Below are 23,553 nucleotides of genomic sequence, written 5' to 3' on the forward strand. Positions count from 1 at the left end.
GTGCCCAGTCATATGCGACTGATTCCCAATCGTTCTTGTCAAGGTCACGGAGTCCTGTGCGGACCTTGAGAGGATCTGAGCGGCGGAGTGGGCCGACTGCACCGAACTCGGTTGTCAGAGGTCTGTTGGACAATCCGTTCCGTCTCCCTGCACCGGAGCGGGGAGCCCCGCAGTGGCAAACTCGGTGTGGGTCTGAAGGGCATGAGGAGGACGGTTTGGAAGACCAACGGGCAGCGGATGATCTCACCCCGCGTCTTGATGAACTGGCGGCCGGACTCTCGGATCCGGATGGCGACCTCGACGACCTTGCAGAGATCGAAGGGGAGCTCGTAGCCGCCCGGCGGCGGGAGCTGATTCCTCACCTGGAACAACATCTCGCGGCAGCTGTGGAGGCGGGCAACTGGTACGCCCGTCATGTGCTCGCTCGGATTCTGGCCGAGACTGCCGGCCACACGTCCCTTGTCGCCCTGTTGCGGGCTTACTCCCGCAACCTGGGTGACGACCAGGACTCTCTCTCGACGACGCTCCATGTACTCGCGCAGGAGCACCCGGCCGCCGCACGCGAAATCCTCCTGCCGTGCGCCGTGAGTGACGATGAGGACCTTCGCAGGGCGGCGATCTGGCTGCTCGGCTTCGTCCCCGAACCAGCCGATCTCAACCTGCTGGCCCACGCCGCGCAGGACTCGGACGAAGGAATCCGCAGCGCGGTCGTGGGCACACTCGGGAGTCACGGGGCAGAGCCGGCGGCCGTCGAGCTGCTGTTGCACCTGCTGGACGATCCTTCCCCGCAGGTGCGCATCTCTGCCCTCAGCTCCCTCGGCTTCCTTCAGCAGCCCAGAACCCTGTTGAAGATCCGCTTGCTCGCGAACGACGACAACCCCCGCGTCCGAGCCTGGGTCGCGATCACTTTGGGCCGCTTTCCCGCCCTCGAGCGCGCAGACCCCGCGACCTCGACGGTGCTCGACCAGCTGGCAGCAGACGCTGACCCGTACGTTCGTGACCAGGCATCCGAGGCACGTCAGCGTAAGCCTCTCCGCAGCTGACGAGTGTGCCCTTCACGCGGCGCTGGCCAGGCTCAGTTGCGGTGGCTGGGCTGTCCGTTGCTCGCATCCGGTTGATGGTGCGGGTGCGGTCGGCTGCGAGGTCGTAGCGGCGGGCGGTGAGGATCTTCAGGTCCGCCGCGATCTCGTCCCATGCCTGCAAGGGCTGCAGGTCCCGGCGAATCCGTGCCTGGTCGGCGATGCCGTAGGCGTCCTTCGCGTCGGTCTTGCCGTCCCCGCGGTAGCCACGGGAGGCGTGGTGGACGGTTCGGCCAGGGATGTAGAGGAGCCGCTGGCCGTGGTTGGCCGGGAGGGCCATCAGCAGAGCCCCGCCGCCTGCGTTCAGGTCGATGGCCCAGGTCACCGGGCCGCCCTCGACGAGTGCGAGGACGTCGTCCATCAGCTCTAGGAGCTCGGGCTCGTTGTTGGGCACACGGCGCGAGAGCACCTTCGTCCCGTCTGGTCGGTCACCGTGCAGTGATGCGCGGCCTTGCCGGCATCCGTCCCCGCCCAGAGCTCGGGCACCCGAGTCTGCCTCGTCGTCCGGTTGACTGGTCCCTGCAGACGACCACGCCGACGTGTCCTTACGAAGCGATCTCTGTTCGCCTATCCCCATGAGTGGCCGTGTCGTCGCGGGGCACTGGGCCGCCAATCAATCAAAGCCACACGTACGGCATGAGCACTCGTAGCCACACCCAGGCCCCTGGGTCTCCCAATCGTACGAAGGACCGGAATCAACCCGCCAACAAGCTAAGGAGCAAGGTAGTTGGCCGGCCCCAAAGGACAACTCCGGTGCACACAAAACGAGCAGGTGTGCAGGCGATGTGGTCTGGGGCCGGCTGCTCGTCGCTCAGGGCAGTCAGGCCCAGGGGTCGTCGGACGATGCGGGCTCTTCGGGGTGGAGCATGCGGCGGACACAGTGCAGGAGCCCCGGCTCACCGCGGCCGGCGGCGGCCATCCAGGGCAGGGCGTCCATGGCGCGGGCGCGTTCTTCGGTAGCCAGCGTGTCGACAGTGGCGCGCAAAGTGTCTGGGGCGGGTTCGTCGGTGAGGCAGAGCCAGCCGATCGCGGCCGCAAGGCGGACTTCGGGAGCCTGTGCACGGTCCTGCCACAGCTCGCGGATCCATGCGGTGGCCGGCTGGTGCGGGTGGGCACGTGTGGACTCCGCGGTCGCGAGAACCAAGGCGGCCCGGGTCATGGGGTCCTGCTCCTTGGCGAACCGGCTGGCGAAAGCGCTTCGGACCGTACGTGCGGGGTCGGCCGCGGTGGCGAGAGCGTAGGAGACGTCGATGCGCATGGTGGGGTCGGAGCTGTCGAGGAGGGGCAGGAGGACGGGGGCTCCAGTGGTGATCGCGGCTCGGGCGGCGGCCACCGACCAGCCTGCCGGGTAGCCGGTCACCTCGACGCCGTAGTCGTCGTAGTCGTCGTGCTGGTGGCCGGAGCGGTGAAGGAGGAGTTCGTCGCGGGAGGCTACGCCGAAGTAGCGGGCGCGGGCCGGGGCGGCGAGACCGCCGAGGGCATCGGCGCGGTGTCGATGGTGGGGGTCGGCTGCGATCCGGATCAGGAACGGGACGGCGAGAGCGGCGGCGGCCCGGCTGTCGTCGGCGCACATGCCGATCAGGACACCCACCGAGTTACGTGCCGGCTCGTCTCCGGTGCGCAGCAGGCGAACGGCCTCTCGGGCGTTCTCCCCGTGAGGGAGGTTTCCCCAGGGAAGGCCGTCGAGAGCAGCTCCGTCAAGGGTCCCGGGCCGGATGGTCGCCAGGACAGCCCGGATGTCGAATGGGCCGCCTGAGAACGAGGTTGGATCCTCTCCGTCCACCAGTGCCCGACACATCGCGAACGTCGGATCGGTCCGCCAGTCCCCCACACCACACCATCCCACCGTCGATCCACAGGAATTCGATCATGCGTGATGCGGACGACGTGAAGCCACCGGGCAGTCAGGCCGCTGCATGCCGCAGATGACTCCGTGGCTCAGGGGAGCCGGCTCACCAGCGAAGGGGCAGTGTGGCTGGGTGCTCTCAGCGTCTTCGATCATCCGAGGGAGCCACCCCGCGACCGAAGCCCGTCAAATCAGTGAAGGCGGGCGAGCAGGATGCGGCCTCCCTCGTACACACCGCCGTCAACGGCGACGACTCGACCATCGGCGTACCGCAGCACATCCCGAACGTCCGCGGGTGCCACGCCGAAGTACTTCGTGAGCGTGCTGTGCCCGTGCACGAGTACATCGCCACCCAGCGTGCCCAGCATGGCGGATACCGGATCATCGGCGTGCGCGACCTCAGCGTCGCGGAACGCCCCTCGGTCGCTCATCCGCTCGCAGAACTCAAGCCACACGGCGGTGTCCGAGGAATGCAGTGCGGCGGACACGGCGGTGTTGACGTCCGCGATGGCCGATCCGAACTCCAGGTAGCGAGCGGTATCGGAGTGGATAAGGAGGTAGCCGTCCACTAGCGCGACTGCAGGCAGGTCGATCATCCAGGCGATGTGCTCCGGGGAGAGGCGACGTAGATCTTCCTCACAGCCGCCAAAACGGGCCCAGCCACCCCGAAATCCACCGGGCTCGTCCCACCCTGTGACGGCTGCGCCGCCGAAACGATGAGCGGCGAGCAGTTGCACCTCGTGGTTGCCCAGCAGCGCCCCTATTCGGCCACCGGCAGTCGAGGCCTCGTTGGCCAGTCTCCGGACATCATCGATGACGCCGATGCCGTCCGGACCGCGGTCGACGTAGTCACCGAGCAGCCACAGCTGTGCCTTGCCGCCTGACCACCGCCCCGTGCGGTCGACGAGTCCCGCGTCGCGGAGCACTTCTTGGAATTCGGACCGGTGTCCATGGATATCGGCAGCTACATAGAGAGGTGCACTCGAGGTCGTCACGGCCGGGACGCTACCAGTGGCTTGCCTGAGGCGGTGGGTATGTACCAGCCGCCACGGTTTCCCGCGCCCGCCGACAGAAGTTGCGCCGCGCGCCGTGACGCAGCCGCAGGAACTGCTCGGAGCCCGGCGGGCCAACTTGATTACCAGTACTGCAACGGCGTTTAGCGTGACTGGTAGCCAGGCTGGTCGTCGGGCTGGTTGTGGGTGGGGATCGTGGTGACGTCAGGTCGTGGGCGGCGGGTCTGGACGAGTTGCACGAGCGTTTCGTGCATCGGTCCTGCCGACCTAGATCGCCAACAGCATCACTTCTGTGGAGCAGCAATGCCGCGTGCTGTCGAATCCTTGCTCCCAGATGGCTCCATGAGGCGGGGAAGTGGGGCCGGGTTTGGTCCCGTACGTCGCGACGGTCGTGTGCCCTGCTGCTATCGCGTGCCGGACCAGCTCGGTCCCGAGGAAGCCGGCCCCGCCCCGCTCAGCCCGCCGGGCAGACAGGGAGTCCCGGCACCGGCTCGTCGTTGTCGCCCCCCGACAGGTAGACGGCATTGACCCAGCCGCCGTCCCCGTTCGCCTCGCGCAGGACCACCCGGGCCCACCAGTCGTTGTGGAAGGCTCCGTACGTGTGCGCCGGCCCCCGCTTCTGGCAGCGGAACGGGTGTGCGCCCTGGATGACCGTTCCGGCCAGAGGCTTCCCGGACGGGGAGTCCTGGTAGGGAGCGCCGCCCCGCTTGCCGACGGTGCAGCGGTACAGGTCGTTCTGCCCCGGCGAACAGCCGCCCGTGCCGTTCGGTACGGAGCCCGGCGGGTAGGGGTCCGCGGATCCGGTGGCCGTGGCGGCCGGATCCGTCCTCGTCGGCGCCGGTGCGGACGGCCCGGTGGGTGCGGCCCTGGAGGCGGACGTGCCCGGGGCCGAGGCCCCTGCCGGGCCCGAGGGCGTGCCCGAGGGCGTGCCCGCGGCCTGTGCGGCGGGCGCGGCGCCGGAGGGCTTGCCGTACTCCGGGCAGGTCCGCTCGTACGGCCAGTCCGGCAGGTACTGGCTCCATTCCGTGGCGGTGAAGTTCCGTGCGGCCAGACCGCACACGCGCGGGACGAGCTTCTCGGCGCGCGTGGTCCAACGCCGCAGGGGGCACACCTCGGAGGTGTTCTCCCCGCAGCCGGACCCGTCGTTGGTGAGCAGGGTGTCTCCCGTCCGCTGTGAGCGATGGGCCGACCATCGCCGACTCCGCAGCCCGATTCCTCATCCGGGGGTGTGGCCGTGCTGGCCACACCCCGGCTCGCCGCCCTGCGGGTCGGGGAGGCGGGCAGGGCTCTCTGACCGTCCGCCCTTGGGAGCGGCGGGTGCTCGGTGGTGTCAGGAGACGGTCTCGCCGAGGTAGGCGGCGCGGATGCGGGGATCGTCGAGGAGCTCGTGGGCCGGGGCGTGCATGGTGATCCGGCCCGTCTCCAGGACGTAGCCGCGGTCGGCGATCCTGAGGGCCTGGGCGGCGTTCTGCTCGACCAGGAGCACCGTGGTGCCCTGGGCGTTGATCTCCCTGATGATCTCGAAGATCTGGGCCACGATCAGCGGTGCCAGGCCCATCGACGGCTCGTCGAGGAGCAGCAGTTCGGGGCGGCCCATCAGGGCGCGTCCGATGGCGAGCATCTGCTGTTCCCCGCCGGAGAGGGTCCCGGCCTGCTGGGTGCGCCGCTCTGCCAGGCGGGGGAAGAGGGTGAACACCCGCTCCAGGTCCTCCTGCCGTGTCCGTTTGAAGCGGTAGGCGCCCATGTGGAGGTTCTCCAGGACCGTCATGTCGGCGAACACCCTGCGGCCCTCCGGCGAGTGGCCGATGCCCAGGCCCACGACCGCGTGGGAGGGGACGCCGTCGATGCGCTCCCCGCAGAACCTCACCGCTCCCGCGGCGGGTCGGTGCAGGCCGGAGATGGTGCGCAGGGTGGTGGTCTTGCCGGCGCCGTTGGCACCGAGCAGTGCGACCACCTCCCCCTCGCGGACGGCCATGTCGATGCCCCGCAGGGCGCTGATCGCGCCGTAGGACACGTGGAGGTCCGCGAGTTCCAGGATCGTCGGGGCCGTGGTGGGGAGCCTGTGCGCGAGGCGTGTCGCTACGGTCATCGGGTCCGTCCTTGCCGGGAATCCGTGTCGGGGGTGCCGAGGTAGGCCTCCACGACCGCCGGGTCGCGCTGCACCTCGGACGGCGGTCCGGAGGCGATGACCTTGCCGAAGTTGAGCACGGTCACCCGGTCGGCCACCGAGGTCACCAGGGGCATGTCGTGCTCGATCAGCAGCACGCTGATGTCGAGTTCCTGGTTGATACGGCGGATCAGCTCGGCCAGTTGCCGCTTCTCGGTGGGGTTGGTGCCCGCAGCCGGTTCGTCCAGGAGGAGCAGCCGGGGGCCGGTGGCCAGCGCCCTGGCGATCTCCAGTCGGCGCTGGTCGCCGTAGGAGAGGGAATCGGCCCTCTCCTCGGCCCGGTCCTCGAGGCCCACCCGTGCGAGCAGGCGCTGGGCCGTTCCCTCGGCTGCGCGTTCCTCCGCCTTCGCCCGGGGCAGGCCGAGCAGGATGCCCAGCGGTCCGGAACGGGTTCCGCTCTCCGCGGCGACCTTGACGTTCTCCAGGGCGGTCAGGGCGGAGAAGAGGCGGATGTTCTGGAAGGTGCGGGCCACGCCGAGCCGGTTGACGTGGTGGGGCTTGCGGCCGAGCAGGCTGTGTTCCGTACCGGCGTCGGTGCGCAGGAGCACGCGCCCTTCCTGTGGTGTGTAGGCACCAGTGAGCGAGTTGAACAAGGAGGTCTTGCCCGCGCCGTTGGGGCCGATCACGGCGTGGATCTCCCCCCTGCGTACGGTGAGGTCCACCGCACGGAGGGAGACCAGGCCGCCGAAGCGCAGGGTCACTCCCGACACCTGGAGGACCGGGGCTGAGGTGCCGGATGCAGGTGCCAATGCCGGTGCCGGCGGCGACGTGTGTTCCGTCAGTGTGATCGTCATGATGTCTCCCGCGTGCGGACGGTGCGCCTGCGGCGCTTGGCGGGCAGCAGTCCCTGCGGGCGGTAGATCATCATGACCACCAGCAGGGCGCCCAGGTACATGAACCGGTCCTTCTGGTCCACCACGTCCTTCAGGCCGTGCGGCAGATAGGCCAGCAGTGCGGCCCCCAGCAGGACGCCCGGGATGGAGCCCATCCCGCCGAAGATCACATAGGCGAGGACGAGCACCGAGTACAGCAGCGGGAAGTTCTCGGGGCTGATGAACCCGACCTTGCTGGCGTAGACGGCGCCGGCGATTCCGGAGGTCGAGGCGCCGATGGCGAAGGCCATCAGCTTGTACTTCACCGTGTCCACGCCGTGCGCGGCCGCGGCGACCTCGTCCTCGCGGATGGCCTCCCAGGTGCGTCCGATCTTGGAGCGCAGCAGCTTGCGGAAGAGCAGCACCAGGACCGTGATCAGGCCGATGAGCAGCCACAGGTAGTCCAGCGGGTCCAGGCCCCAGCGGTACTGCACGGGGCCGAGGTCCACGGAGAAGTGCGGGATGCCGAAGACGCCCTGGGAGCCGCCCGTCACCGATTCGGCGTTCTTGGCGATCAGGTAGATGATCTCGTGGAATCCGAGCGTGACGATGGCGAGGTAGTCGCCGCGCAGGCGCAGGGTCGGGGCGCCGAGCAGGATGCCCGCGAGCAGGCAGGTGACCATCGCCACGGGGATGGACAGGAACGGGTTCAGCTCGAACGGCGGCTTGACGGGCAGTTGTCCGCTCCAGAAGGCGGTGCTGTAGCCGCCGATCGCGAAGAACGCCACGAAGCCGAGGTCGAGCAGACCGGCCCATCCGATGACGACGTTGAGTCCGAGGGCGAGCAGGATGTAGATGCCGACCCAGTCGACCAGGACCTGGTTCGTGGACCGGTCGAACAGCAGGGGCAGGAACACCGCCGCGGCGATCCCGGCCACCACCAGCGCCACGCGCAGCCGGGGGCGGCTGTCGAGTGCCGGACGGATCCTGGCCAGCGGGGCGGCGACGGTCCTGGCACGGGAGGCCGCGGCACGGCGCGGCGCGGCGCCGAACTCGGCGACCGCCCAGAGGGCGACGGCGGCGGCGATCCAGACCCACAGCGCGGTTCCGGTGAAGGTCGTGCGCAGGGAGAGCAGCAGGTCGGCTCCGGATCCCTGCTCGCCGGTCATCACGGCGAGCAGGACGCCGACGGCGGTGAGGGCGCACAGCCTGCGCCAGCGCGGACGCTCGTACCAGCGGTGCCGGCGCAGGGCCGCCAGAGCCTCGGCGGAGGGTCGGGTGGGGCGGAAGGACTCCGTGGATTCCGTGGATCCCGTCGCCCCCGTGGACCCCGGGAGGTGCGCGGCCCGCCCCGGGGTGGCCACCCGCGTGTCGTCGATCGTGCTCATGCCGTCCTCCCGAGCTTCGCGCCGAGGATGCCGGTCGGGCGGACCATCAGCACGACGACCAGGACCGCGAAGGCCGCGACGTAGCGCCATTCCTCGCCGAACAGCGGCACGTTGTAGGTCTCGACCAGGCCGAGGAGCATTCCGCCCAGCATGGCGCCGCGAATGTTGCCGATGCCGCCGAGGACGGCCGCGGCGAAGGCCGTGATGCCGGGGATGAAGCCCATGGTGAACGAGACCTGACTGTTGAGCCCGAAGAGGAAGCCGGCGATTCCGCCGAGGACCCCGCCGATCACGAACGTGCGGGAGACGATCCTGTCGATGTCGACGCCCATCAGGCCGGCGGCCTCGGGGTCCTGTGCGACGGCCCGGATGGCGGAGCCCAGCCTGGTACGGCGCACCAGCAGGTCGAGGCCGACGATCATGGCCAGCGCGGCGACGATCAGCAGCAGCTTGACGACGTCGACCGGTGCCCCGAGAACGTGGAAGAGCACGCCGTTGTCGAAGAGCGCGGGCATGGCCTTGGGGTCGCGCCCGAAGAGCTTGCCCGCGAGGTTGTAGAGGAAGAACGAGGCGCCGATGGCACTGATGAGGAAGATCAGCGCGGGTGCGTTGCGCTTGCGCAGCGGCCGGTAGGCGACCTTCTCCAGACCGAAGGCGGTGCCCGCCCCGACCAGGCCGGAGACGACCAGCCCGAGGAGGACGAGCAGGACCGACACCAGCCCGGAGGGGTGGCCCGGGGCGACCTCGGTGAGCACGATCAGCGCTCCGAAGCCGCCCATCATGAACACCTCGCTGTGGGCGAAGTTGATCAGCTTGAGCACGCCGTAGACCAGGGTGTAGCCGATGGCGATCACGGAATACAGCGCGCCCAGCGCGAGGCCCGGGACCAGGTAGTCGCGGAATTCCAGGAGTGTCATCGCTCGTCAGCCCGCGCTCACCAGCGTGTCGACGTTGCCCTTGAGGGTGATCTGGCCGCCCTTGACCTCGCTGAGGTAGATGCCGTTGCCGGCGAACTCGCCGTTCTCCTTGAACGAGAACTGCCGCGTGAGGCCCTTGTAGTCGGCCTTCTTCACCTTCTCCAGAACGGCCTCGCGCCGCACGTCGCCGCCGTCGCCGCCGCCGAGTGCCTTGATCTGCTCGATGATGAGGTTTGCGGCGTCGTAGGACTCGGCCGCGTACAGGCCGGGCTGCGCCTTGTACTCCGTCTTGTAGTCCTCGGCGAACTGCTTGGTGCCCGGGTCGACGTTGGCGTCCAGGCACTGGCAGGTCAGCAGCCAGCCCTCGGCCGCGTCGCCGGCCAGCTCGGTGAACTTCTTGTCGTACGTCCCGTCGCTGGCGATCTTCGGCTTGTCGAAGCCGACGTCCTTGAGCTTCTTGGCGAACGGCGCCGCGTCCGAGTAGAGCCCGTTGTAGATCAGCGCGTCGGCGCCGGAGTGCTTCACGGCCGTGGCGGCGGCGGTGTAGTCGGGGGTCTTCGACGGGACGCTGGCCTTGACGACCTCGACGCCCGCGTCCTTGAGCTGCTTCTCGGCGACCTTGGAAAGGCCGACGCCGTAGTCGCTCTTGTCGTCGACGACGTAGACCTTCTTGGTCTTGAGCTGCCGCGTGAAGTAGGTGACCATCGCACCGCCCTGGGCGTTGTCGTTCGGGACGGAACGCACGAAGGAGCGGAAGCCGAGGTCGGGCAGGCTCGGGTTGCTGGCGTGGGAGACGGTGACCAGGCCGGCCTCCGAGTACAGCTGGCCCGAGGCCTTGGCCGCGCCGGAGAAGGCGGGGCCGACCAGACCGAGGACGCTTTCGTCGTCGATGAGCTTCTGCGCCGCGGCCGGGGACTGGTCCGGGGAGCCGGCGTCGTCGGACGCGGCGTACTCCACCTGGAAGGCGAGGTCGCCCCGGGCGTTGGCCTGCTTGACGGCCAGCTTGACGCCGTTCTCCATGTTCACGCCGATGGCGGAGCTCTCGCCCGTGAGCGGACCCTGGAAGCCGATCTTGTAGATCGCCTTTCCGTCGGCGGCGACGCCGGCGGCGCTTCCCTTGTTGCAGCCGGTCAGCGCGGTCGCGCCCGTGACGGCGAGTGCGGCGCACATGGACACCATCGACAACTTCTTGCGGTTCACTTCTGCTCCCTGTGACGGTCGTGGATCGACAGGGGTGGCTGCGCCCAACCCCCCGAACCACACGTTGATGGCGTGTGACTCGGGCACCGTATTCAGCGGTGGCCCGGCCGTCCCCGAGCACTTCCAGAGCCGATCAAGTCCGGGAGGACTTTTCAGGTCCAAGGGGTTGAAGAGGTCACCGCAGGTGGGCGTCCCCGCCAAGAGCTGGGACTGGAACGCCATCCAGCTCCCCTGACCGCCTCGTAGGGGCAAGATCCATCAGAACGTCTCCAGGCCCCGGTGCCATTGCCTTGGCACCGGGGCCTTCGGGGCAGCCACGTGGCGCGCACAGCACATGGGGCGCGGCCGACGTGGGAGACCGACCGTCTTCTGTGAATCAGTGCCGGGCCCGGCACTCCGACATGGCCCACGCGGCCACGCGGCGCGGACTGCGCATCAACCGAGCCGACGATGCCGCAGGCGGGCAGGTGGGCAGGCGGGCTTTCACAAAGTACTGCCGGGCACCTCCGCGGCACCGCCGGCCTGCACGGCCTCGACAACGTGCTGGTGGAACGCGGCGAGGCCACCGGGTGGCAGCGGGGTGGGGCTGCCGGTGAGGGTGTACCACTCCTCGGCGCCGGTGTACTGGATCCGTACCGAAGCCGTACTGTCCGGGCCGGCCTCGGTCGTCAGGGTGACGTCGCCGGTGATGACGCCGACCTCATCGGTCATCGCGCCGCCGGGGCCCGCCTTCACATGGTCGGTCAACGGGACCGAACCCTCCGGGACGGCACCGCGGTCGGGCTGCGGGGTGGTGTCGGGCTGGTGGTCGGTCATGAGCACGTCTCCAGCATCTCGGTCAGCTTCTTCTTCTCGCCCTCGGTCACCGTGAGCTGGTAGGTGGACTTCACGTTCGTCCACGCCGTGGCATGGGTGCACCAGTAGCCCTTGGCGGGGGGCTGCCAGTCCTCGGGGCCTTGGTCGCCCTTGGCACGGCTCGTCGCCGCGGACACCACGAGGAGCTGGGGGCGGGTCAGGTTGTTCGCGAACTCTTTGCGCCGCTGGTCGTAGACGGACACCCAGGTGCCGGAGACGGCCTTGCACGCGGCGTCACGCTTCACGCCATTGCCCGAGCACTCCAGGACTACTTCGCGGGTGTCGCAGCTGTCGCCCTGCCCGGTCCAATGCGTGAACTTCTCCCGGGAGTACCCCGTCATCGCCTTCTGCCCCGCCACCTTCAACCCGGAGAGCTGGGTAGAGGCAACCGCCGTCGACGACAGGCCCGGGAGCGCTGGCGCTCCCTGAGCACCCTGTGCTCCGCCCTTGCCCTGACCGGGCGGGGACGCCTTGTCGTCGCCGCCGGCCGACACCCCCGGATTGCGGGCCTCGAGACCTGCCGCCAGCAGAACAGCCGTCACCGTACGGACATCCACAGGTATCTGACGATGCATAACCACCTCAAACCATCTCGAAAACACCTCCGTGACTTTACCTAGCGCGCCTACCCCGCCAAGACCACCCCAGCACCCACCGAAAGAAGCCCGGTGTACCCGGCGCCCTTCTGGTCCCACGGGTCCGGACGGCGACGAGCTGTGTCACGCATCGGGGTCCATGTCGGCTTGGCGGGCCGCGTGACGCCTCACTTCCTCCGACGCGGGAATGCGCGGCTGCGGGAGCCGTACGAGGTTCAGGCCGTGGAACACGGTGCGGCAGCCCGTGACGACCACCAGGAGCAGGCTCAGCACGAAGGCCCAGTGCGCGGTCCGGTCGAAGCCGTAGTGAGCCGCACCCCAGCCAATAGCGGCGACCCCCGCGGCGAGGAGGAAGCCGTCCAAGGCGGTCCGTTCCCGACGGCTCAACCTCATGCCCTATCCCTCCGACGTGCCGTGTTCGACCTGTCGGAGCCTGCCACCGGCCACCATCGTCCATGCCGGAGGCGAGGGTGAGGCGCTGGAAGCGTGTGCGGGTCGCGCCGTGCGCTGCGCGCTTCGCTCTACGGCATCGCTCGCTGCAGCGAACGCGAGGGTCACAGGGCGAAGCCGCGTGGCAGCTGCTGTTCGCCAACCGGTGAAGAAGGTTTCGAAGCCCCACAGGACCCGCTCCGGTGCTGGACCGGTGCCCGCCCGTCGCTGTGTTGCGAGGCGGGCGCCGGATACTGGGGTGGTGATCAACAGACAGTTGCGTGTGGTGCTGGCCGAGGACTCGGTCATTCTGCGTGAGGGCATGGTCGAGTTGCTCGGGGCTCGCGGGTGCGAGGTGGTGGCCACTGCTGGTACCGGTCCCGAGCTGCTGGACGCCGTGGCCGTACACCGGCCGGACGTGGCGGTGGTGGATGTCCGCATGCCGCCCACCCATACCGATGAGGGCATCCGTGCCGCCCTTGAGATCCGTGCGCGGACCCCTGCGACCGGCATCCTGGTCTTTTCCCAGCACGTTGAGCACGCCTGGGCGTCCAGGCTGCTCGCGGAGGGTGCGGCGGGCATCGGTTACCTGCTCAAGGAGCGTGTCGCCCGCACCTCGGAGTTCGTGGACGCGTTGCACCGGGTGGCCGAAGGGGGTACGGCCCTCGATCCGGAGGTGGTCACCCAGTTGATGCGTGGTGGGCGGCGTGGCCGGGTGGATGCGTTGACGCCGCGTGAGCGCGAGGTGCTGGAGCTGATGGCGCAGGGCCACTCGAACCGTTCCGTGGCCGCCCTGCTCGTCGTGTCCGAGCGGGCGGTCGAGAAGCACGTGGCCGCGGTCTTCAGCAAGTTCGACCTGCCCGCGACGGGGAGCGAGAACCGGCGGGTCAAGGCGGTCCTGGCCTACCTGTCCGAGATTGCGGGATGATCCAGGACGTCACGGATGCGTCGGCAGCTCGGCAGTGATCGTGGTGGGCCCGCCGGGCGGGCTGTCGATCCGCAGGGAGCCGTCGACCGCGGCGAGCCGCTCGGCCAGACCCGCCAGACCGGTGCCGCCGCCGGCTTTTCCCCCGGTGCCGGGTGCCGCGCCGCCGCGGCCGTCGTCGTGCACGGTCAGGCGCACGCGTCCGCCGGCGGTGGCCGCCGTGAGCTCGGCCGAGCGGGCACCGCTGTGCTTGGCAATGTTGGCCAGCAGCTCGGCGGCGCAGAAGTAGAGGGCCTGTTCGACCACGGGATGGGGACGTGGTGACAGGTCCAGCCGCATGGTGACAGGGACCGGGCAGACGGCGGCGAGGCCCGGCAGGGCCCGGTCGAGGCCGTTTTCCAGGGCCACCGGGTGCAGGCCCTGGGTCAGCCGGCGCAGTTCGGTGATCGTCTCATCGGTCTGGCCGCGGGCCCGGCCCACCAGGGTGCGCAGCCGTTCGTGGTCCGGGGCGGTGGGTTCGAGGGCGTCGTCGGCCAGGGACAGGGTGATGGCCAGGGCGACGAGCCGTGCCTGGGTACCGTCGTGGAGATCACGCTCCAGGCGGCGGAGCCGGTCGGTGTTCTCCATGAGCAGGACGGCGCGGGCGGCCTCCAGTTCCCGGACACGCCGCTGGGCCCGTGCGGGGCTGAGCAGTTGCCGCGCGAGGTGGCGTTCCGCCCGGCTCAGCACCCGGACCGCAGCGGGCACCGCGAACAAGAGCACGGCGCCCAGCACCACACAGCTGGGATCCAGCCAGGTGACCGGCTGCGGGCCCGGCTCCAGCAGACGTTTCCAGAGCGGGAAACCGACCAGCCAGCCACAGCCGAGGGGAAGGAGCACGGCGCCGGCGAAGCCGACTACGCCGAGCGGCAACCGCAGCACCAGGTAGAGGAGTGTCCGCCACGCGACCGGGTCGGCCAGCACGGCACGGCCGCGGGCAAGCACACCGCCCGGGCGGGCAACCCCGGCCGGGGTCTCGACGTACTCACCCAACAACCGGTCCAGGAACCACCGGTGGAGTGTGCCCCAGCCGCGTGCGCCCAGCAGCGCGAGGGCTACGAACGGCAGGCCGAGCACGGTGAGCGAGAGCAGCGCGCCCGCGTACACGACGGCGACCGCGTACACGCCGCCGAGCAGCGCGAGCGGCAGGCCGGCCACGGCGAAGGCCCACTCCCCGGCCCGGACGGAGAGGTACCCGCGCGGCACGGCACCAGCACCAGCCGGCCCGCCGCAGGACTCCAGAGCCGAGCCGGTCTCCGTCCCGCTACCCGTCCCCGTACCCGCCCTGGTATCCGTGTCCGCCCCGGCACCCGTCCCCGCGCGCGCCGACGGCGCCGAGCTGCCGGCGCGGTCAGTCACGGCTGCCGCCCACCAGCTCCGCCGCCGGACCGCGGACCGCCCACACCCCCGTGGCCAGGATGCTCGGAACGGTCAGCAGCACCGCGCCCGCGACGATCCACCAGCAGTCGGCCGCCGGCACCTGCGGCAGCGCCGAACCGGTCACCGCCGTACTGAAAGCCGCCGACGCCGCGCCCGCCACCACCGCGCCGAGCAGCACCCCGACCGCCGCGGTCAGTCCGGCCTCGGTACTCAGCATGCGCAGCAACTGCGCCCGCGTCGCGCCGAGGAGCCGCAGCAGTGCGAACTCGCGTCGCCGGTCGGCGGTCACGGCGACCAGGGTGTTGATGGTGGACACGGCGGCGAAGCAGGTCAGCAGCGCCAGCTCCGCCTGGCGCAGCCAGACGTCCGTGGCGGAAGCGACCCCGCTTCCCGTGTGGCCCGAGGCATGCACGGCGGTGCTCGTCATGACGATCATGGTTCCAGAGAGCCCCACGAGCAGCGCCACGGGGACCACGGCGGAAGACAACCGCCGCGCGTAGCCGCGCAGGTTGGCATCGGCGAGCCAGCCTGCACCGGGTGCCACGGCCCGCAGCGGCCCACCCAGCGCGGCCGCCAAGGCACGCGCCGCAAGCGGCCCGGCAAGGCCCACCGCGACGAGCAGGACCAGCGAGGCGAGCAGTGTGGCCTGCCCGGCCTTGTCCACCTGCTCCGGCGGCCGCGTCGCGGCCAGCCGCAGCAGCAGGACACCCCCCGTCAGCGCCGCGGCACCGGCCAACAGACGTGCGACACCCGTACGGGCGTGCTCAGTCTCACTCGCGGTCAGCGCCGCCGCGGGCGCGATCCGCGACACACGCCAAGCTGCGACGGCCGAGGCGGCCAGACCGACGGCGAGTACGACCGCGACCGCTACCAGCGCCGGCAGAGGCGTCCCCGGCACGCGCAGGCCTGGCGCAGCCATCCCTTGCCCTTGCAAGGCGGTGAGGGCGAGTCGGCCCCCCACCGCACCGGCGGCCCACCCCGGCAGGGCCGTCAGCAGCGTGGTCGCCACCACCTGACCGCGTACCAGCCTGCGCGCCTGGCGCGGGGTCGCGGCGACGGTCCGCAGCAAGGCCAGCTCACGGGACTGCTGGCGTATCGCGAAGCCCAACGCGTTCACCACCACGAAGAAAGCGACCAGGACCGAGATCTCACCGAATGCCCCGGCGATCACCATCACTCCCGGCCCCGCCGTCTGCTCGCGCACAGCGCTGGAGGCCGTCACCTCAGCCGCGAACAGCCCGCCGAAGAGCGTCACCGTGGCGATGGCCAGGAACAGCGCGACCGCCAGGCCGACGAAGGAGGCCGGACGCCGGCGCATCTGCCCGAGGGCGATCGGAGTCATCTCCCTCACCCGCCCAGCCGGCTCAGGCGCTCGCTGATCCTGGTCGCGCTCGGGCGCTGCATCTCCTCCACGACCAGACCGTCGGCGAGCAGCAGTACCCGGTCCGCGTACGCGGCGGCGACCGGATCGTGCGTCACCATCACGCAGGTACCGCCATCGCGGTCCACCCCCTCGCGCAGCAGGGCGAGGATCTCGTGTCCGGTGGCCCTGTCCAGCGCGCCCGTCGGCTCGTCGGCGAACAGCACCCGGGGGCGGGAGACCAGAGCCCGCGCGATCGCCACCCGCTGCTGCTGCCCGCCCGACAACTGGCCGGGCCGGTGCCCCGCACGCCCCGCCAGCCCCACCCGCTCCAATGCCTCCAGCACCCGGCCCCGATCGGGCCGCTCACCAGCCAGCCGTCCGGGCAGCTCGACGTTCTGCGCCACCGTCATCGCGGGCATCAAGTTGAAGGCCTGGAACACGAACCCGACCCGGCTGCGCCGCAGCACGGCCAGCTTCCGCTCCGGGAGCCGCGACACCTCTGTACCGCCCCACCAGACCGAGCCCCGCGTGGGCCGGTCCATCCCCGCGAGACAGTGCAGCAACGTGGTCTTGCCGGACCCCGAAGGCCCCATCACCGCCGTGAACGTCCCGGACACCATGTCCACCGACACCCCGCGCAACGCCCGTACCACGGCGCCCGCGCGCCCGTACTCACGGTGCACGTCCTGCGCCCGGGCGGCAGTTCCCGCCCCGATCTCCGTCATCGTTTCAGCCATGCCCCCATCCTGGGAGGCCGCAGCCCGGAGATCGATCGTGCTCACCCCCGTCCTGGGGTTCGGAAAACCGAACCCCCACCCGGACCGGACAGACCCGCCCTGGCCCGGACTACGGGCCGTGCTGCGGCGCTCTACGTGCCCAACCAAGCCGATCAGAGCGGCTCTCTCGAAGAAGCCGGCCGGGTTCAGCGCGGCGGGCGAGGGGGCCAAGGCTCAGAGCTGCGCGGCGCCCGCCAGGGCGGACACGATCGCGATCGCCGGTCCCAAGACCGGCCCGGTGGCGGCATACGGCGCGCAGCTGTTCGTCGGCGCCAAACAGGCCATCAACGCCAAGGGCGGCGTCGACGGGAAGATGCTGGAGGGCAAGGAGTACGACGACGCCGCAGACCCGAGGCAGGCCGTTGCTGTGGCCAACAAGGTGGTCAACGACGGCGTGCGGTTCATTGTCGGCCACATCGCATCGTCCGCGACCCAGCCGGCCTCGGACATCTACGAGGACGAGGGCGTCATGATGATCACGCCCGGCGCCACCAGCCCCGAGATCACCGCCCGCAGCTATCAGCTCGCCTTCCGGACCATCGGACAGCGCCCAGGGCCGCGTGGCCGGGAACTCCATCGCCGACGACGTGAAGCCGAAGAGCGTCGCGGTTCTCCACGACCAGCAGCAGTACGGCAAGGGCCCGGCCGTCACCGTGAAACATTCCCTGGAGAGCAAGGGCGTGAAGGTGGCTGCGTTCGAGGACCTCCACGCCGGCGACAAGAACTTCTCCCCCGTCCTTCAGAAGTTGCAGCAGGCGGACATCGATTCCCGGGCACGGCTCCCCTCTCCAGCCCTGCGCCCAAACAGCACCGACCTCCGCCCGGGGTCCCGGCCGATGACAGACGGCGGGGTTTGCGGTCCGAGGCCGCGAGCAGGCGGCGCCGGTTTACTTGATCCGGACCGAGGCCATGCCGGACGGGCCGGCCTCGGTCGTCAGGGCGACGTTCGCATTTGTTCAAGAAAGGTGGAGCGGGGCCGTCCCAGGATGGGTGCTGCCCGGCCGCCGTCGGGCAGCACCTCGCGAAGGGACGCATTCCGTGTTCGACACGCGCAAGGCGACGCTCGGCTTCGTCGCGGCAGGAACGCTCGCGACCTCCACCCTGCTGGGCGCCGCACCCGCCGGGGCGGCCCCCACTCCCGCCGCGGACGCGAAGGCCCGGTTCGCCTCCTTCGAGGGCCGGCAGCTCGACATGTCCGGCGACTGGGGCGCCGCGAAGGTCTGCATGGTGTGGCGGACCCGCGGAGTCGTGGAGTGCTTCCGTACGGCCGCGCAGCAGGAAGCGAAGGCGGCCGAGCTCCGCGGAACCGCCACCACGCTGCAGGCCCTCGCCGCCTGTGCCACCGCTCTGGACCTGTACCAGTTCGCGGACAAGGGCGGCCGCAATCTCAAGTTCTACGACCGCGGGTACTGGCAGAACCTTGCCGACTACAACTTCAACAACTCCACGTCCTCCTACTGGACCGGGGCCTGCACGGCACACCTGGCGGAGAACAACGGCGGGGGCGGGTACTGGTACCCGGGCAACACCGGACCGAACCACATAGAGAACAGCATGAGGAGCGGCTGGGACAACCGGGTCAGCTCCATCAAGATCGACTGATCCCTCCGGGCAGGACCACACTGGTCACCTGCCCGGTCACCCGGTCGATCCCGGCCGGACCGGGCGGGGCGGCGCCCCGCTCCGACAGGAACTGCCGGGGCGGGCGCCCTGTCATCGCCTTGAACTCGCGGTTCATGTGCGCCTGGTCGCTGAATCCGCAGGTCGTGGCCACGTCGGCGAGCGGCCGGCCGCCGTGGTTCACGAGCCGCAGGGCCCGCTGGAAGCGGAGCACGCGCGCCGCGGTCTTCGGAGTCAGCCCGATCTGCTCGCGGAAGAGGTACTCGAGGCTGCGCCTGCCGCGACCGGTACGCCGGGCCAGCTCGGCTACGGGCAGGACGCCGCCACTGCCTGCCAGCTCGCCCCACGCGCGGCGCAGCGGCTCGGACGTGCGAGCCCCGCTCGACTCGGCCCAGCTGCGCAAGGTGATGTCCAGGAGGGCGAAGCGCGGGCCCCAACCGTCCGTCTCGTACAGGCCCTCGGCAAGCCAACCCGCTTCCGCCCCGAGAAATTCAACGGGGTCGGCCATCCGGTCGGCAAGGTCGCCCATCGGATGGGCGAGGAACACGAAGGCCGCCCACGGGGCGAGGAGTACCTCCACGCCCTCGACCCGGCCCGCGTGCTCACCGAAGGTGGGCCGCGTCTGGAGACCCGAGACCAGCAGACTGTACGGACGCGCGGGGGCGTCGGGCTGTGTGCCAAGCGTGACCCAGACCGGTGCGTCGAGATTGAAGACCAGGGATACGCAGGCGTCGGGGAGTTCCAGCCTCCGGCGCCCGTGTCCGAGGTCCATACGGTAGCCGCGGTACCCGCGGACACCGGGCCGCAGCCCAGGATGAGGCAGTGCGCGCACCACCTCCCACGACCCGTGGGGGCAGGCGTCCCGGGTGAAGGGGCGGGGTAAGAGCGGCGGGACGGTGGCCATGTCTAGCTCCTGTGGCCCCGAGCCCGGCGCGGCGGTACGCGGTCACCTCGGCGGGCAACGGGTCGTGGTGAAGCAGGTCCGCCCTCACTGGGTCGTGTTGGGCGTGGCGGTGCGCGCTCGGTGTCGCCCGTGCCGTGTGGAGCCGTGTAGCCCGGGACGAGGCACTCGAGGAGCCTACGTGGCGGGTGGCCTTCCGAGAGAAGGCCGTTCCGGCCAAGGTGGGTCTAGAAGCGGCCGCGGTTCCCGGCGTGAGCCGACGTACGGCTATCAGGCCGCCTTGCTTTCCGGGTCGGAAACCGTGTTCCGGCAGCCAACGGTGCGGGGCCACCTGCACACGACGCCGCCGCAGCCCGGCCAAGGGCAGGCTGTGACGTACAAGCTCGTGATCCGACACACGGCGGCGCGCCGCCGCGTCGGGCCGGGTCCGGGCGCTCCGCGGTTTACCGTCGGCGGAATGGACGGTGAACGCCAATGCCGGCTGCTGGCGGGCAACGCCTCCGACGCCGTGGACCGGCGGCCGGTTCTGCTGACGGGTCTGGGGTTCGCGGTGGGGAGCGCCGTCTGCTTCCTGAGGCGCCGACGCGATGGCCTGGTTGTACTCGGGGCGGCTACTGTCGGCTGGCCTGTTCACCGGAGCCGCTACGGCGTACGTGATGGAGCCGGCACCGGCCGGCGGCACCTCGCGGGCCGCGTTCGTCGCGACGGCCGCCAACATGGGCGGGCCGGGCTGTGGAATCCGATGGGCGATCTGGCGCTCGCCCATCGTGCAGCCTTGGAAGGGGCGGGGGGAGGCTCGTAGTTCGCGCATGCAGGGGTCATAGTGGTCGCGGTGCCAGGTGCTGGGGTCCGCGTATCCGCCTACCTCGCGGAGGGCGACGCGGACGGTCCCGACTGGCGACGGATCCTCGCGTTCCTGGAGGAGGAGAAGCAGCGTCGCATGCCCGGGGCCCGTAGTCCGGCGGCAGCCACCCCTTCTTCCGCCTCTCGATGGTCTTACGCATGTGCCAAGGCAGGTGCGGACTCCCTTGCACCAGAGCAGGTTCAGTCGTGGCCCGCGCAAGCCCGTACGGACAGTACACACAGGCATTACCTAAAACAGAGCTCAATTCGGCCCTGCTTTAGCTACAGTTGGCCCCGGGGAGGGTGGTCCGCCACCTTCTATGAACAACGGGAGGGCCATATATGCGCATCGTCGAGGGAACGCCGCAGGAGATCGTGGAGTACGAGCGCCTGACCGGCGCCACCCTCCACGCCACGCCAGCTGGGGACGCCACCGCACCACGTGAAGAGACCGCGGACACCGACACCGCGGGCGAAGTGGCAGCATCCGGTACCTCCGCCAGCCTGAGCCCTCAAGACCACGTTTCCCTCATGAAGTTCATCTACGGGCGCGCCGGCAAGAACGACCTGCGCACCTTCCTGGCCGAGCGGTTCATCATGCGACTGCTCGATGAGCAGGACATCGCCGTGGCCTTCGGTCGCTCCTCCAAGACCCTCGACGGCCTAGCCGACTACCTGATGATCCGTGACAACGGGCCCCAGCGCTACGGAGCCGTCGCATACCTTCGCCCGAGCAACGGAGGCCTGACCGTACGGCTCGGTCCTGACGACATCGAAGGGATCGGCGAAAAGGACAACGTCCTCATCCAGTACCGCAACGTCGCCCCCACCGACCCATACAAGATCAACTGCCCTCTCGCCGACGATGCCGCACTCGAACTCGCTCTCGCACTCGTCCGTGCCGCACTCAATATCGTGCGCGCCGAATGACCCCAGCCAACGCAGCTGCTCAGCAATTGCCCCCGAGAGACTTTCAGTAGCCGGTGAGCGGTGTTTGCGGGCGGGGCCCAGATGGTGCACCACCGGTTCCCACGCGGCGGTGCACTACCTGTGCCTGAACGGCAGGTAGCGACGCAACCAGGCAGACGTCGAGGTTGGCGAGTGCCTGTGTCGTCGTCCAGTGGTTGCGGGGACCTCAGCGACACCTCCGGCCTTCACCGCCTCGACCACGTGCTTGTGGAAGACGGCGAGGCCGCAGGGTGGAAGCGGGGTGGGACTACCGGTGAGGATGTACCACTCCTCGGCGCCGGTGTACTGGATCCGCACCTGGGCCGTGCCGGCCTCGGTGGTCACGCTGACATCACCGGTGATGGCACCAACCTCGTCCGTCATCGCCCCGCCCGGCCCGGTTGGTCATGAGGGGTAACGCCGTTCCGGCGAAGAGCAGGGCGATGGTGATCAGGGTAAGTCCGACGGGGTTGCGCGGGGTACGGCATTAGCGGTTGGTTCCCCACTTGCTTCGTTTGAAGACCGGCTCGTCGTCGTGATGCACAGACTTTCCCCCGGGTTGACATGTCCTTGGGCGTCGCCGCACACGGGCGCGGGTGGAAGGAGGGCTTGCAGAATTCGGTGTGTCCCCGGGGCACGCCGGGGCGACTGCGGCTACGGCTACGGCTACGGCTCGATCAGGCCGACGCGGATGGCGTAGCGGGTGAGCTCGACGCGGTCACGCAGGCCCAGTTTCTGAAGCAGGTTGGCGCGATGGCGTTCGACGGTCTTGGGGCTGATGACGAGGAGGTCGCCGATCTCCTTGGAGCTGTGGCCCTCGGCGACGAGTTTGAGGATCTCCTCCTCGCGCTCCGTAATCGCCCGCGCCGGCAGCGGGCCGCCGGCGCGGGCGCGGTCGAGGTAGGTGCGGATGAGAGTGCTCTCCGCACCTGGGTAGATGAAGGGTTCGTCGCGCAGCGCGGCGCGGCAGGCTTCGATGAGGTCGCGGTCGGCGACGGATTTGAGGACGTACCCGGAAGCTCCGGCGCGCAGGGCTTCGAAGAAGTACTGCTCGTTGTCGTACATGGTCAGCATCAGGATCCGCAGCCCCGGTTGGAGGCGGGCGAGTTCGCGGGCGGCCTGCAGGCCGGTCTGGCGGGGCATGGCGATGTCGAGAACGGCGAGGTCGAGGTCGAGGCTGCGGGCCTGGGCGACGGCTTCGGCGCCGTCGGCGGCCTCGGCTACCACGGTCAGATCGGGTTCGGCGTCCAGGATGAGACGCACGCCGCGGCGGACGAGGGTGTGATCGTCAGCGAGAAGGATGCGGGCGGGCCTTGTCTGCGGCTGGGTCATCGGGTGGCCTTCTCGGTACGAGTGATGTTGAGTCGGACCTGGGTACCGCCGTGCGGGCCGGCGCCGACGAGGAGTTCGGCGCCGATGAGCAGGGCGCGTTCACGCATCCCCTGGATGCCGGCGCCCTCGGGCGCCTCCCCGAGGCCGTGCCCGTTGTCGCGCACCAGCAGTCCGATGCCGCCTTGGGGCAGGGGCCGCAGGTGGACCTCGACGCGGGTGGCCCCGGAGTGGCGGGCGGCGTTGGTCAGTCCTTCTTGTGCGACGCGGTAGAGGACGAGTTCGGTGGCCGGGTCCAGGTGGGGCAGGCCGGGGGTGATGTGGGCGGTGACGCCCAGGCGCGGAGTGGTGAACTCGGCGGCCAGGGAGCGCAGCGCGCTGTGCAGGCCGAGTTCCTCCAGCACACCGGGGCGTAGTCGGCGGGCGATGCGGCGGATCTCGTCCAGGCTGGCGCGGGTGGTCTCCTGGGCTTGGTGCAGATCGGTGCGCACCGGCTCGGGGGCCCGGTCGGCAGCATATTTGAGCTGGAGGAGGACGGCGGTGAGGGTCTGGCCGATCTCGTCGTGGAGCTCCTGGGCGATGCGCTTGCGTTCGGCTTCCAGCGCGGTGAGCACCCGGCCACTGCTGGTGGCCCGCTCGGCTTCAAGGCGATCGAGCATGGCGTTGAAGGTCCGGGTGAGCGCGGCAACCTCACCGCCGCCGGTAACCGTTGGGCGGGTGGCGGGTTTGAGGAGGTCGGCGGCGGCCATGGCCCGGTTCAGTCGGGCGAGCGGGGCCAGCCCGACCTTGAGTAGGACCGCGTTGATGACCAGCATCGCGGCCAGTCCGCCGAGCAGCACGAGCGCCTCGCCGAACAGCACCGGCGTGGAAACGGTGACCGGGCCCAGCAGCAAGGCCACCGCGACGGACACAACGCCTGCGTTCAGGAGGAAGATCCGCCAGTACAACGACACGGCCACACGCCTTTCCAGCCGGTCCCCCAGCATCCGTCACGGCCACCCGGCCGCCCCGTCTCCCAGGTACTACGACCTGCAGCGGAACGCACTTCCCCGCCCCATCCTCACGCCGATGGAAGGCTGGTGTCCATCCGTGCCGGCACCCATATTTCGGACACGTGAAAAGTGGCA

Annotated in this window: 21 protein-coding genes and 4 pseudogenes; 7 read left to right on the top strand and 18 right to left on the bottom strand. The window is 70.0% G+C overall.

Annotated features, from left to right (window positions below; genetic code table 11):
* Positions 1-416 precede the first annotated feature (416 nt).
* Positions 417-1,043 (top strand): HEAT repeat domain-containing protein, encoded by a 627-nt coding sequence (locus ACFYYB_RS41220; protein ID WP_389443768.1) that lies wholly within the window; start codon positions 417-419, stop codon positions 1,041-1,043.
* Here the strand turns inward: ACFYYB_RS41220 and ACFYYB_RS41225 are convergent.
* The 12 genes and pseudogenes from ACFYYB_RS41225 to ACFYYB_RS41280 form a co-directional block, all read right to left on the bottom strand.
* Positions 1,024-1,565, bottom strand: a pseudogene (locus ACFYYB_RS41225) (IS110 family transposase); the annotation flags it as partial. The gene ACFYYB_RS41220 and the pseudogene ACFYYB_RS41225 sit on opposite strands and share 20 nt — an antisense overlap.
* Positions 1,566-1,899: 334 nt before the next feature.
* On the bottom strand, positions 1,900-2,670 hold the full coding sequence (locus ACFYYB_RS41230; protein WP_389443715.1) for a hypothetical protein: 771 nt from the start codon (positions 2,668-2,670) through the stop codon (positions 1,900-1,902).
* Positions 2,671-3,116: 446 nt separating this feature from the next.
* Positions 3,117-3,920, bottom strand: coding sequence for a metallophosphoesterase (locus ACFYYB_RS41235; protein ID WP_389443717.1), 804 nt, complete (start codon positions 3,918-3,920; stop codon positions 3,117-3,119).
* A gap of 472 nt (positions 3,921-4,392) precedes the next feature.
* On the bottom strand, positions 4,393-5,049 hold the full coding sequence (locus ACFYYB_RS41240; protein WP_389443719.1) for a hypothetical protein: 657 nt from the start codon (positions 5,047-5,049) through the stop codon (positions 4,393-4,395).
* A 219-nt stretch (positions 5,050-5,268) separates the two neighbouring features.
* Positions 5,269-6,027, bottom strand: a complete 759-nt coding sequence (locus tag ACFYYB_RS41245; RefSeq protein ID WP_389443721.1) for an ABC transporter ATP-binding protein — start codon at positions 6,025-6,027, stop codon at positions 5,269-5,271.
* Positions 6,024-6,806, bottom strand: coding sequence for an ABC transporter ATP-binding protein (locus ACFYYB_RS41250; protein WP_389443723.1), 783 nt, complete (start codon positions 6,804-6,806; stop codon positions 6,024-6,026). The genes ACFYYB_RS41245 and ACFYYB_RS41250 overlap by 4 nt, the downstream gene beginning before the upstream one ends.
* 89 nt (positions 6,807-6,895) lie before the next feature.
* Positions 6,896-8,305 carry a branched-chain amino acid ABC transporter permease gene (locus tag ACFYYB_RS41255; RefSeq protein WP_389443725.1) on the bottom strand — a complete coding sequence of 470 codons (1,410 nt, stop codon included), beginning with the start codon at positions 8,303-8,305 and terminating at the stop codon, positions 6,896-6,898.
* On the bottom strand, positions 8,302-9,222 hold the full coding sequence (locus ACFYYB_RS41260) for a branched-chain amino acid ABC transporter permease (RefSeq protein WP_389443727.1): 921 nt from the start codon (positions 9,220-9,222) through the stop codon (positions 8,302-8,304). Before ACFYYB_RS41260 ends, ACFYYB_RS41255 begins: the two co-directional genes overlap by 4 nt.
* Before the next feature lie 6 nt (positions 9,223-9,228).
* Positions 9,229-10,422 carry a branched-chain amino acid ABC transporter substrate-binding protein gene (locus ACFYYB_RS41265; protein ID WP_389443729.1) on the bottom strand — a complete coding sequence of 398 codons (1,194 nt, stop codon included), beginning with the start codon at positions 10,420-10,422 and terminating at the stop codon, positions 9,229-9,231.
* Positions 10,423-10,905: 483 nt separating this feature from the next.
* Positions 10,906-11,238: a hypothetical protein gene (locus ACFYYB_RS41270; RefSeq protein WP_389443731.1), complete on the bottom strand. Its 333-nt coding sequence runs from the start codon at positions 11,236-11,238 to the stop codon at positions 10,906-10,908.
* Complete coding sequence (locus ACFYYB_RS41275; protein ID WP_389443733.1) at positions 11,235-11,819, bottom strand: HNH endonuclease; 585 nt, start codon at positions 11,817-11,819, stop codon at positions 11,235-11,237. Before ACFYYB_RS41275 ends, ACFYYB_RS41270 begins: the two co-directional genes overlap by 4 nt.
* A 177-nt stretch (positions 11,820-11,996) precedes the next feature.
* A complete protein-coding gene (locus ACFYYB_RS41280) occupies positions 11,997-12,266 on the bottom strand; it encodes a hypothetical protein (protein WP_389443735.1) in 270 nt (89 codons plus the stop codon).
* A 298-nt stretch (positions 12,267-12,564) separates the two neighbouring features.
* Here ACFYYB_RS41280 and ACFYYB_RS41285 point away from each other — a divergent pair, with 298 nt between their 5' ends.
* Entirely contained in the window at positions 12,565-13,230 is a 666-nt protein-coding gene (locus ACFYYB_RS41285; RefSeq protein WP_389443737.1) for a response regulator, read from the top strand.
* Positions 13,231-13,239: 9 nt separating this feature from the next.
* Here ACFYYB_RS41285 and ACFYYB_RS41290 read toward each other — a convergent pair whose 3' ends face one another.
* The 3 genes from ACFYYB_RS41290 to ACFYYB_RS41300 all read right to left on the bottom strand — a co-directional run bounded on the left by ACFYYB_RS41290 (position 13,240) and on the right by ACFYYB_RS41300 (position 16,746).
* A complete protein-coding gene (locus ACFYYB_RS41290; RefSeq protein ID WP_389443739.1) occupies positions 13,240-14,472 on the bottom strand; it encodes a sensor histidine kinase in 1,233 nt (410 codons plus the stop codon).
* 145 nt (positions 14,473-14,617) lie between these two features.
* Entirely contained in the window at positions 14,618-15,988 is a 1,371-nt protein-coding gene (locus ACFYYB_RS41295; protein ID WP_389443741.1) for an FtsX-like permease family protein, read from the bottom strand.
* Between the two features lie 5 nt (positions 15,989-15,993).
* Positions 15,994-16,746 (bottom strand): ABC transporter ATP-binding protein, encoded by a 753-nt coding sequence (locus ACFYYB_RS41300; RefSeq protein WP_389443743.1) that lies wholly within the window; start codon positions 16,744-16,746, stop codon positions 15,994-15,996.
* On the opposite strand from ACFYYB_RS41300, the pseudogene ACFYYB_RS41305 reads away from it, so the two are divergent.
* The 3 genes and pseudogenes from ACFYYB_RS41305 to ACFYYB_RS41315 form a co-directional block, all read left to right on the top strand.
* A pseudogene (locus ACFYYB_RS41305) lies at positions 16,745-17,236 on the top strand (ABC transporter substrate-binding protein); the annotation flags it as partial. The gene ACFYYB_RS41300 and the pseudogene ACFYYB_RS41305 overlap by 2 nt on opposite strands.
* A 67-nt stretch (positions 17,237-17,303) precedes the next feature.
* Positions 17,304-17,540 (top strand): annotated as a pseudogene (locus tag ACFYYB_RS41310) (ABC transporter substrate-binding protein); the annotation flags it as partial.
* Positions 17,541-17,823: 283 nt separating this feature from the next.
* Positions 17,824-18,387 carry a hypothetical protein gene (locus ACFYYB_RS41315; RefSeq protein WP_389443745.1) on the top strand — a complete coding sequence of 188 codons (564 nt, stop codon included), beginning with the start codon at positions 17,824-17,826 and terminating at the stop codon, positions 18,385-18,387.
* Here ACFYYB_RS41315 and ACFYYB_RS41320 read toward each other — a convergent pair.
* Positions 18,374-19,309: a helix-turn-helix domain-containing protein gene (locus ACFYYB_RS41320; protein ID WP_389443747.1), complete on the bottom strand. Its 936-nt coding sequence runs from the start codon at positions 19,307-19,309 to the stop codon at positions 18,374-18,376. The two genes, ACFYYB_RS41315 and ACFYYB_RS41320, sit on opposite strands and share 14 nt — an antisense overlap.
* Before the next feature lie 478 nt (positions 19,310-19,787).
* On the opposite strand from ACFYYB_RS41320, the pseudogene ACFYYB_RS41325 reads away from it, so the two are divergent.
* Positions 19,788-20,043 (top strand): annotated as a pseudogene (locus ACFYYB_RS41325) (MFS transporter); the annotation flags it as partial.
* A gap of 448 nt (positions 20,044-20,491) precedes the next feature.
* Complete coding sequence (locus tag ACFYYB_RS41330) at positions 20,492-21,079, top strand: hypothetical protein (RefSeq protein WP_389443749.1); 588 nt, start codon at positions 20,492-20,494, stop codon at positions 21,077-21,079.
* 684 nt (positions 21,080-21,763) lie between these two features.
* Here the strand turns inward: ACFYYB_RS41330 and ACFYYB_RS41335 are convergent.
* Positions 21,764-22,429: a response regulator gene (locus tag ACFYYB_RS41335; protein ID WP_389443751.1), complete on the bottom strand. Its 666-nt coding sequence runs from the start codon at positions 22,427-22,429 to the stop codon at positions 21,764-21,766.
* The gene (locus ACFYYB_RS41340) at positions 22,426-23,379 is read right to left on the bottom strand and encodes a sensor histidine kinase (protein ID WP_389443753.1); all 954 of its coding nucleotides are present in this window, start codon (positions 23,377-23,379) and stop codon (positions 22,426-22,428) included. The genes ACFYYB_RS41335 and ACFYYB_RS41340 overlap by 4 nt, the downstream gene beginning before the upstream one ends.
* Positions 23,380-23,553: the final 174 nt, after the last annotated feature.

Origin of the sequence: Streptomyces sp. NPDC002886 (genome assembly GCF_042888445.1) — a bacterium.
GTDB lineage: Bacteria > Actinomycetota > Actinomycetes > Streptomycetales > Streptomycetaceae > Streptomyces.

What these genes read in the sequence shown, in the direction of transcription:
- ACFYYB_RS41270 (WP_389443731.1), bottom strand. Translation starts at nt 11,238, where the DNA reads ATGACCGACCACCAGCCCGACACCACCCCGCAGCCCGACCGCGGTGCC.
- ACFYYB_RS41245 (WP_389443721.1), bottom strand. Translation starts at nt 6,027, where the DNA reads ATGACCGTAGCGACACGCCTCGCGCACAGGCTCCCCACCACGGCCCCG.
- ACFYYB_RS41330 (WP_389443749.1), top strand. Translation starts at nt 20,492, where the DNA reads ATGCGCATCGTCGAGGGAACGCCGCAGGAGATCGTGGAGTACGAGCGC.
- ACFYYB_RS41260 (WP_389443727.1), bottom strand. Translation starts at nt 9,222, where the DNA reads ATGACACTCCTGGAATTCCGCGACTACCTGGTCCCGGGCCTCGCGCTG.
- ACFYYB_RS41255 (WP_389443725.1), bottom strand. Translation starts at nt 8,305, where the DNA reads ATGAGCACGATCGACGACACGCGGGTGGCCACCCCGGGGCGGGCCGCG.
- ACFYYB_RS41335 (WP_389443751.1), bottom strand. Translation starts at nt 22,429, where the DNA reads ATGACCCAGCCGCAGACAAGGCCCGCCCGCATCCTTCTCGCTGACGAT.
- ACFYYB_RS41295 (WP_389443741.1), bottom strand. Translation starts at nt 15,988, where the DNA reads ATGACTCCGATCGCCCTCGGGCAGATGCGCCGGCGTCCGGCCTCCTTC.
- ACFYYB_RS41300 (WP_389443743.1), bottom strand. Translation starts at nt 16,746, where the DNA reads ATGGCTGAAACGATGACGGAGATCGGGGCGGGAACTGCCGCCCGGGCG.
- ACFYYB_RS41320 (WP_389443747.1), bottom strand. Translation starts at nt 19,309, where the DNA reads ATGGCCACCGTCCCGCCGCTCTTACCCCGCCCCTTCACCCGGGACGCC.
- ACFYYB_RS41280 (WP_389443735.1), bottom strand. Translation starts at nt 12,266, where the DNA reads ATGAGGTTGAGCCGTCGGGAACGGACCGCCTTGGACGGCTTCCTCCTC.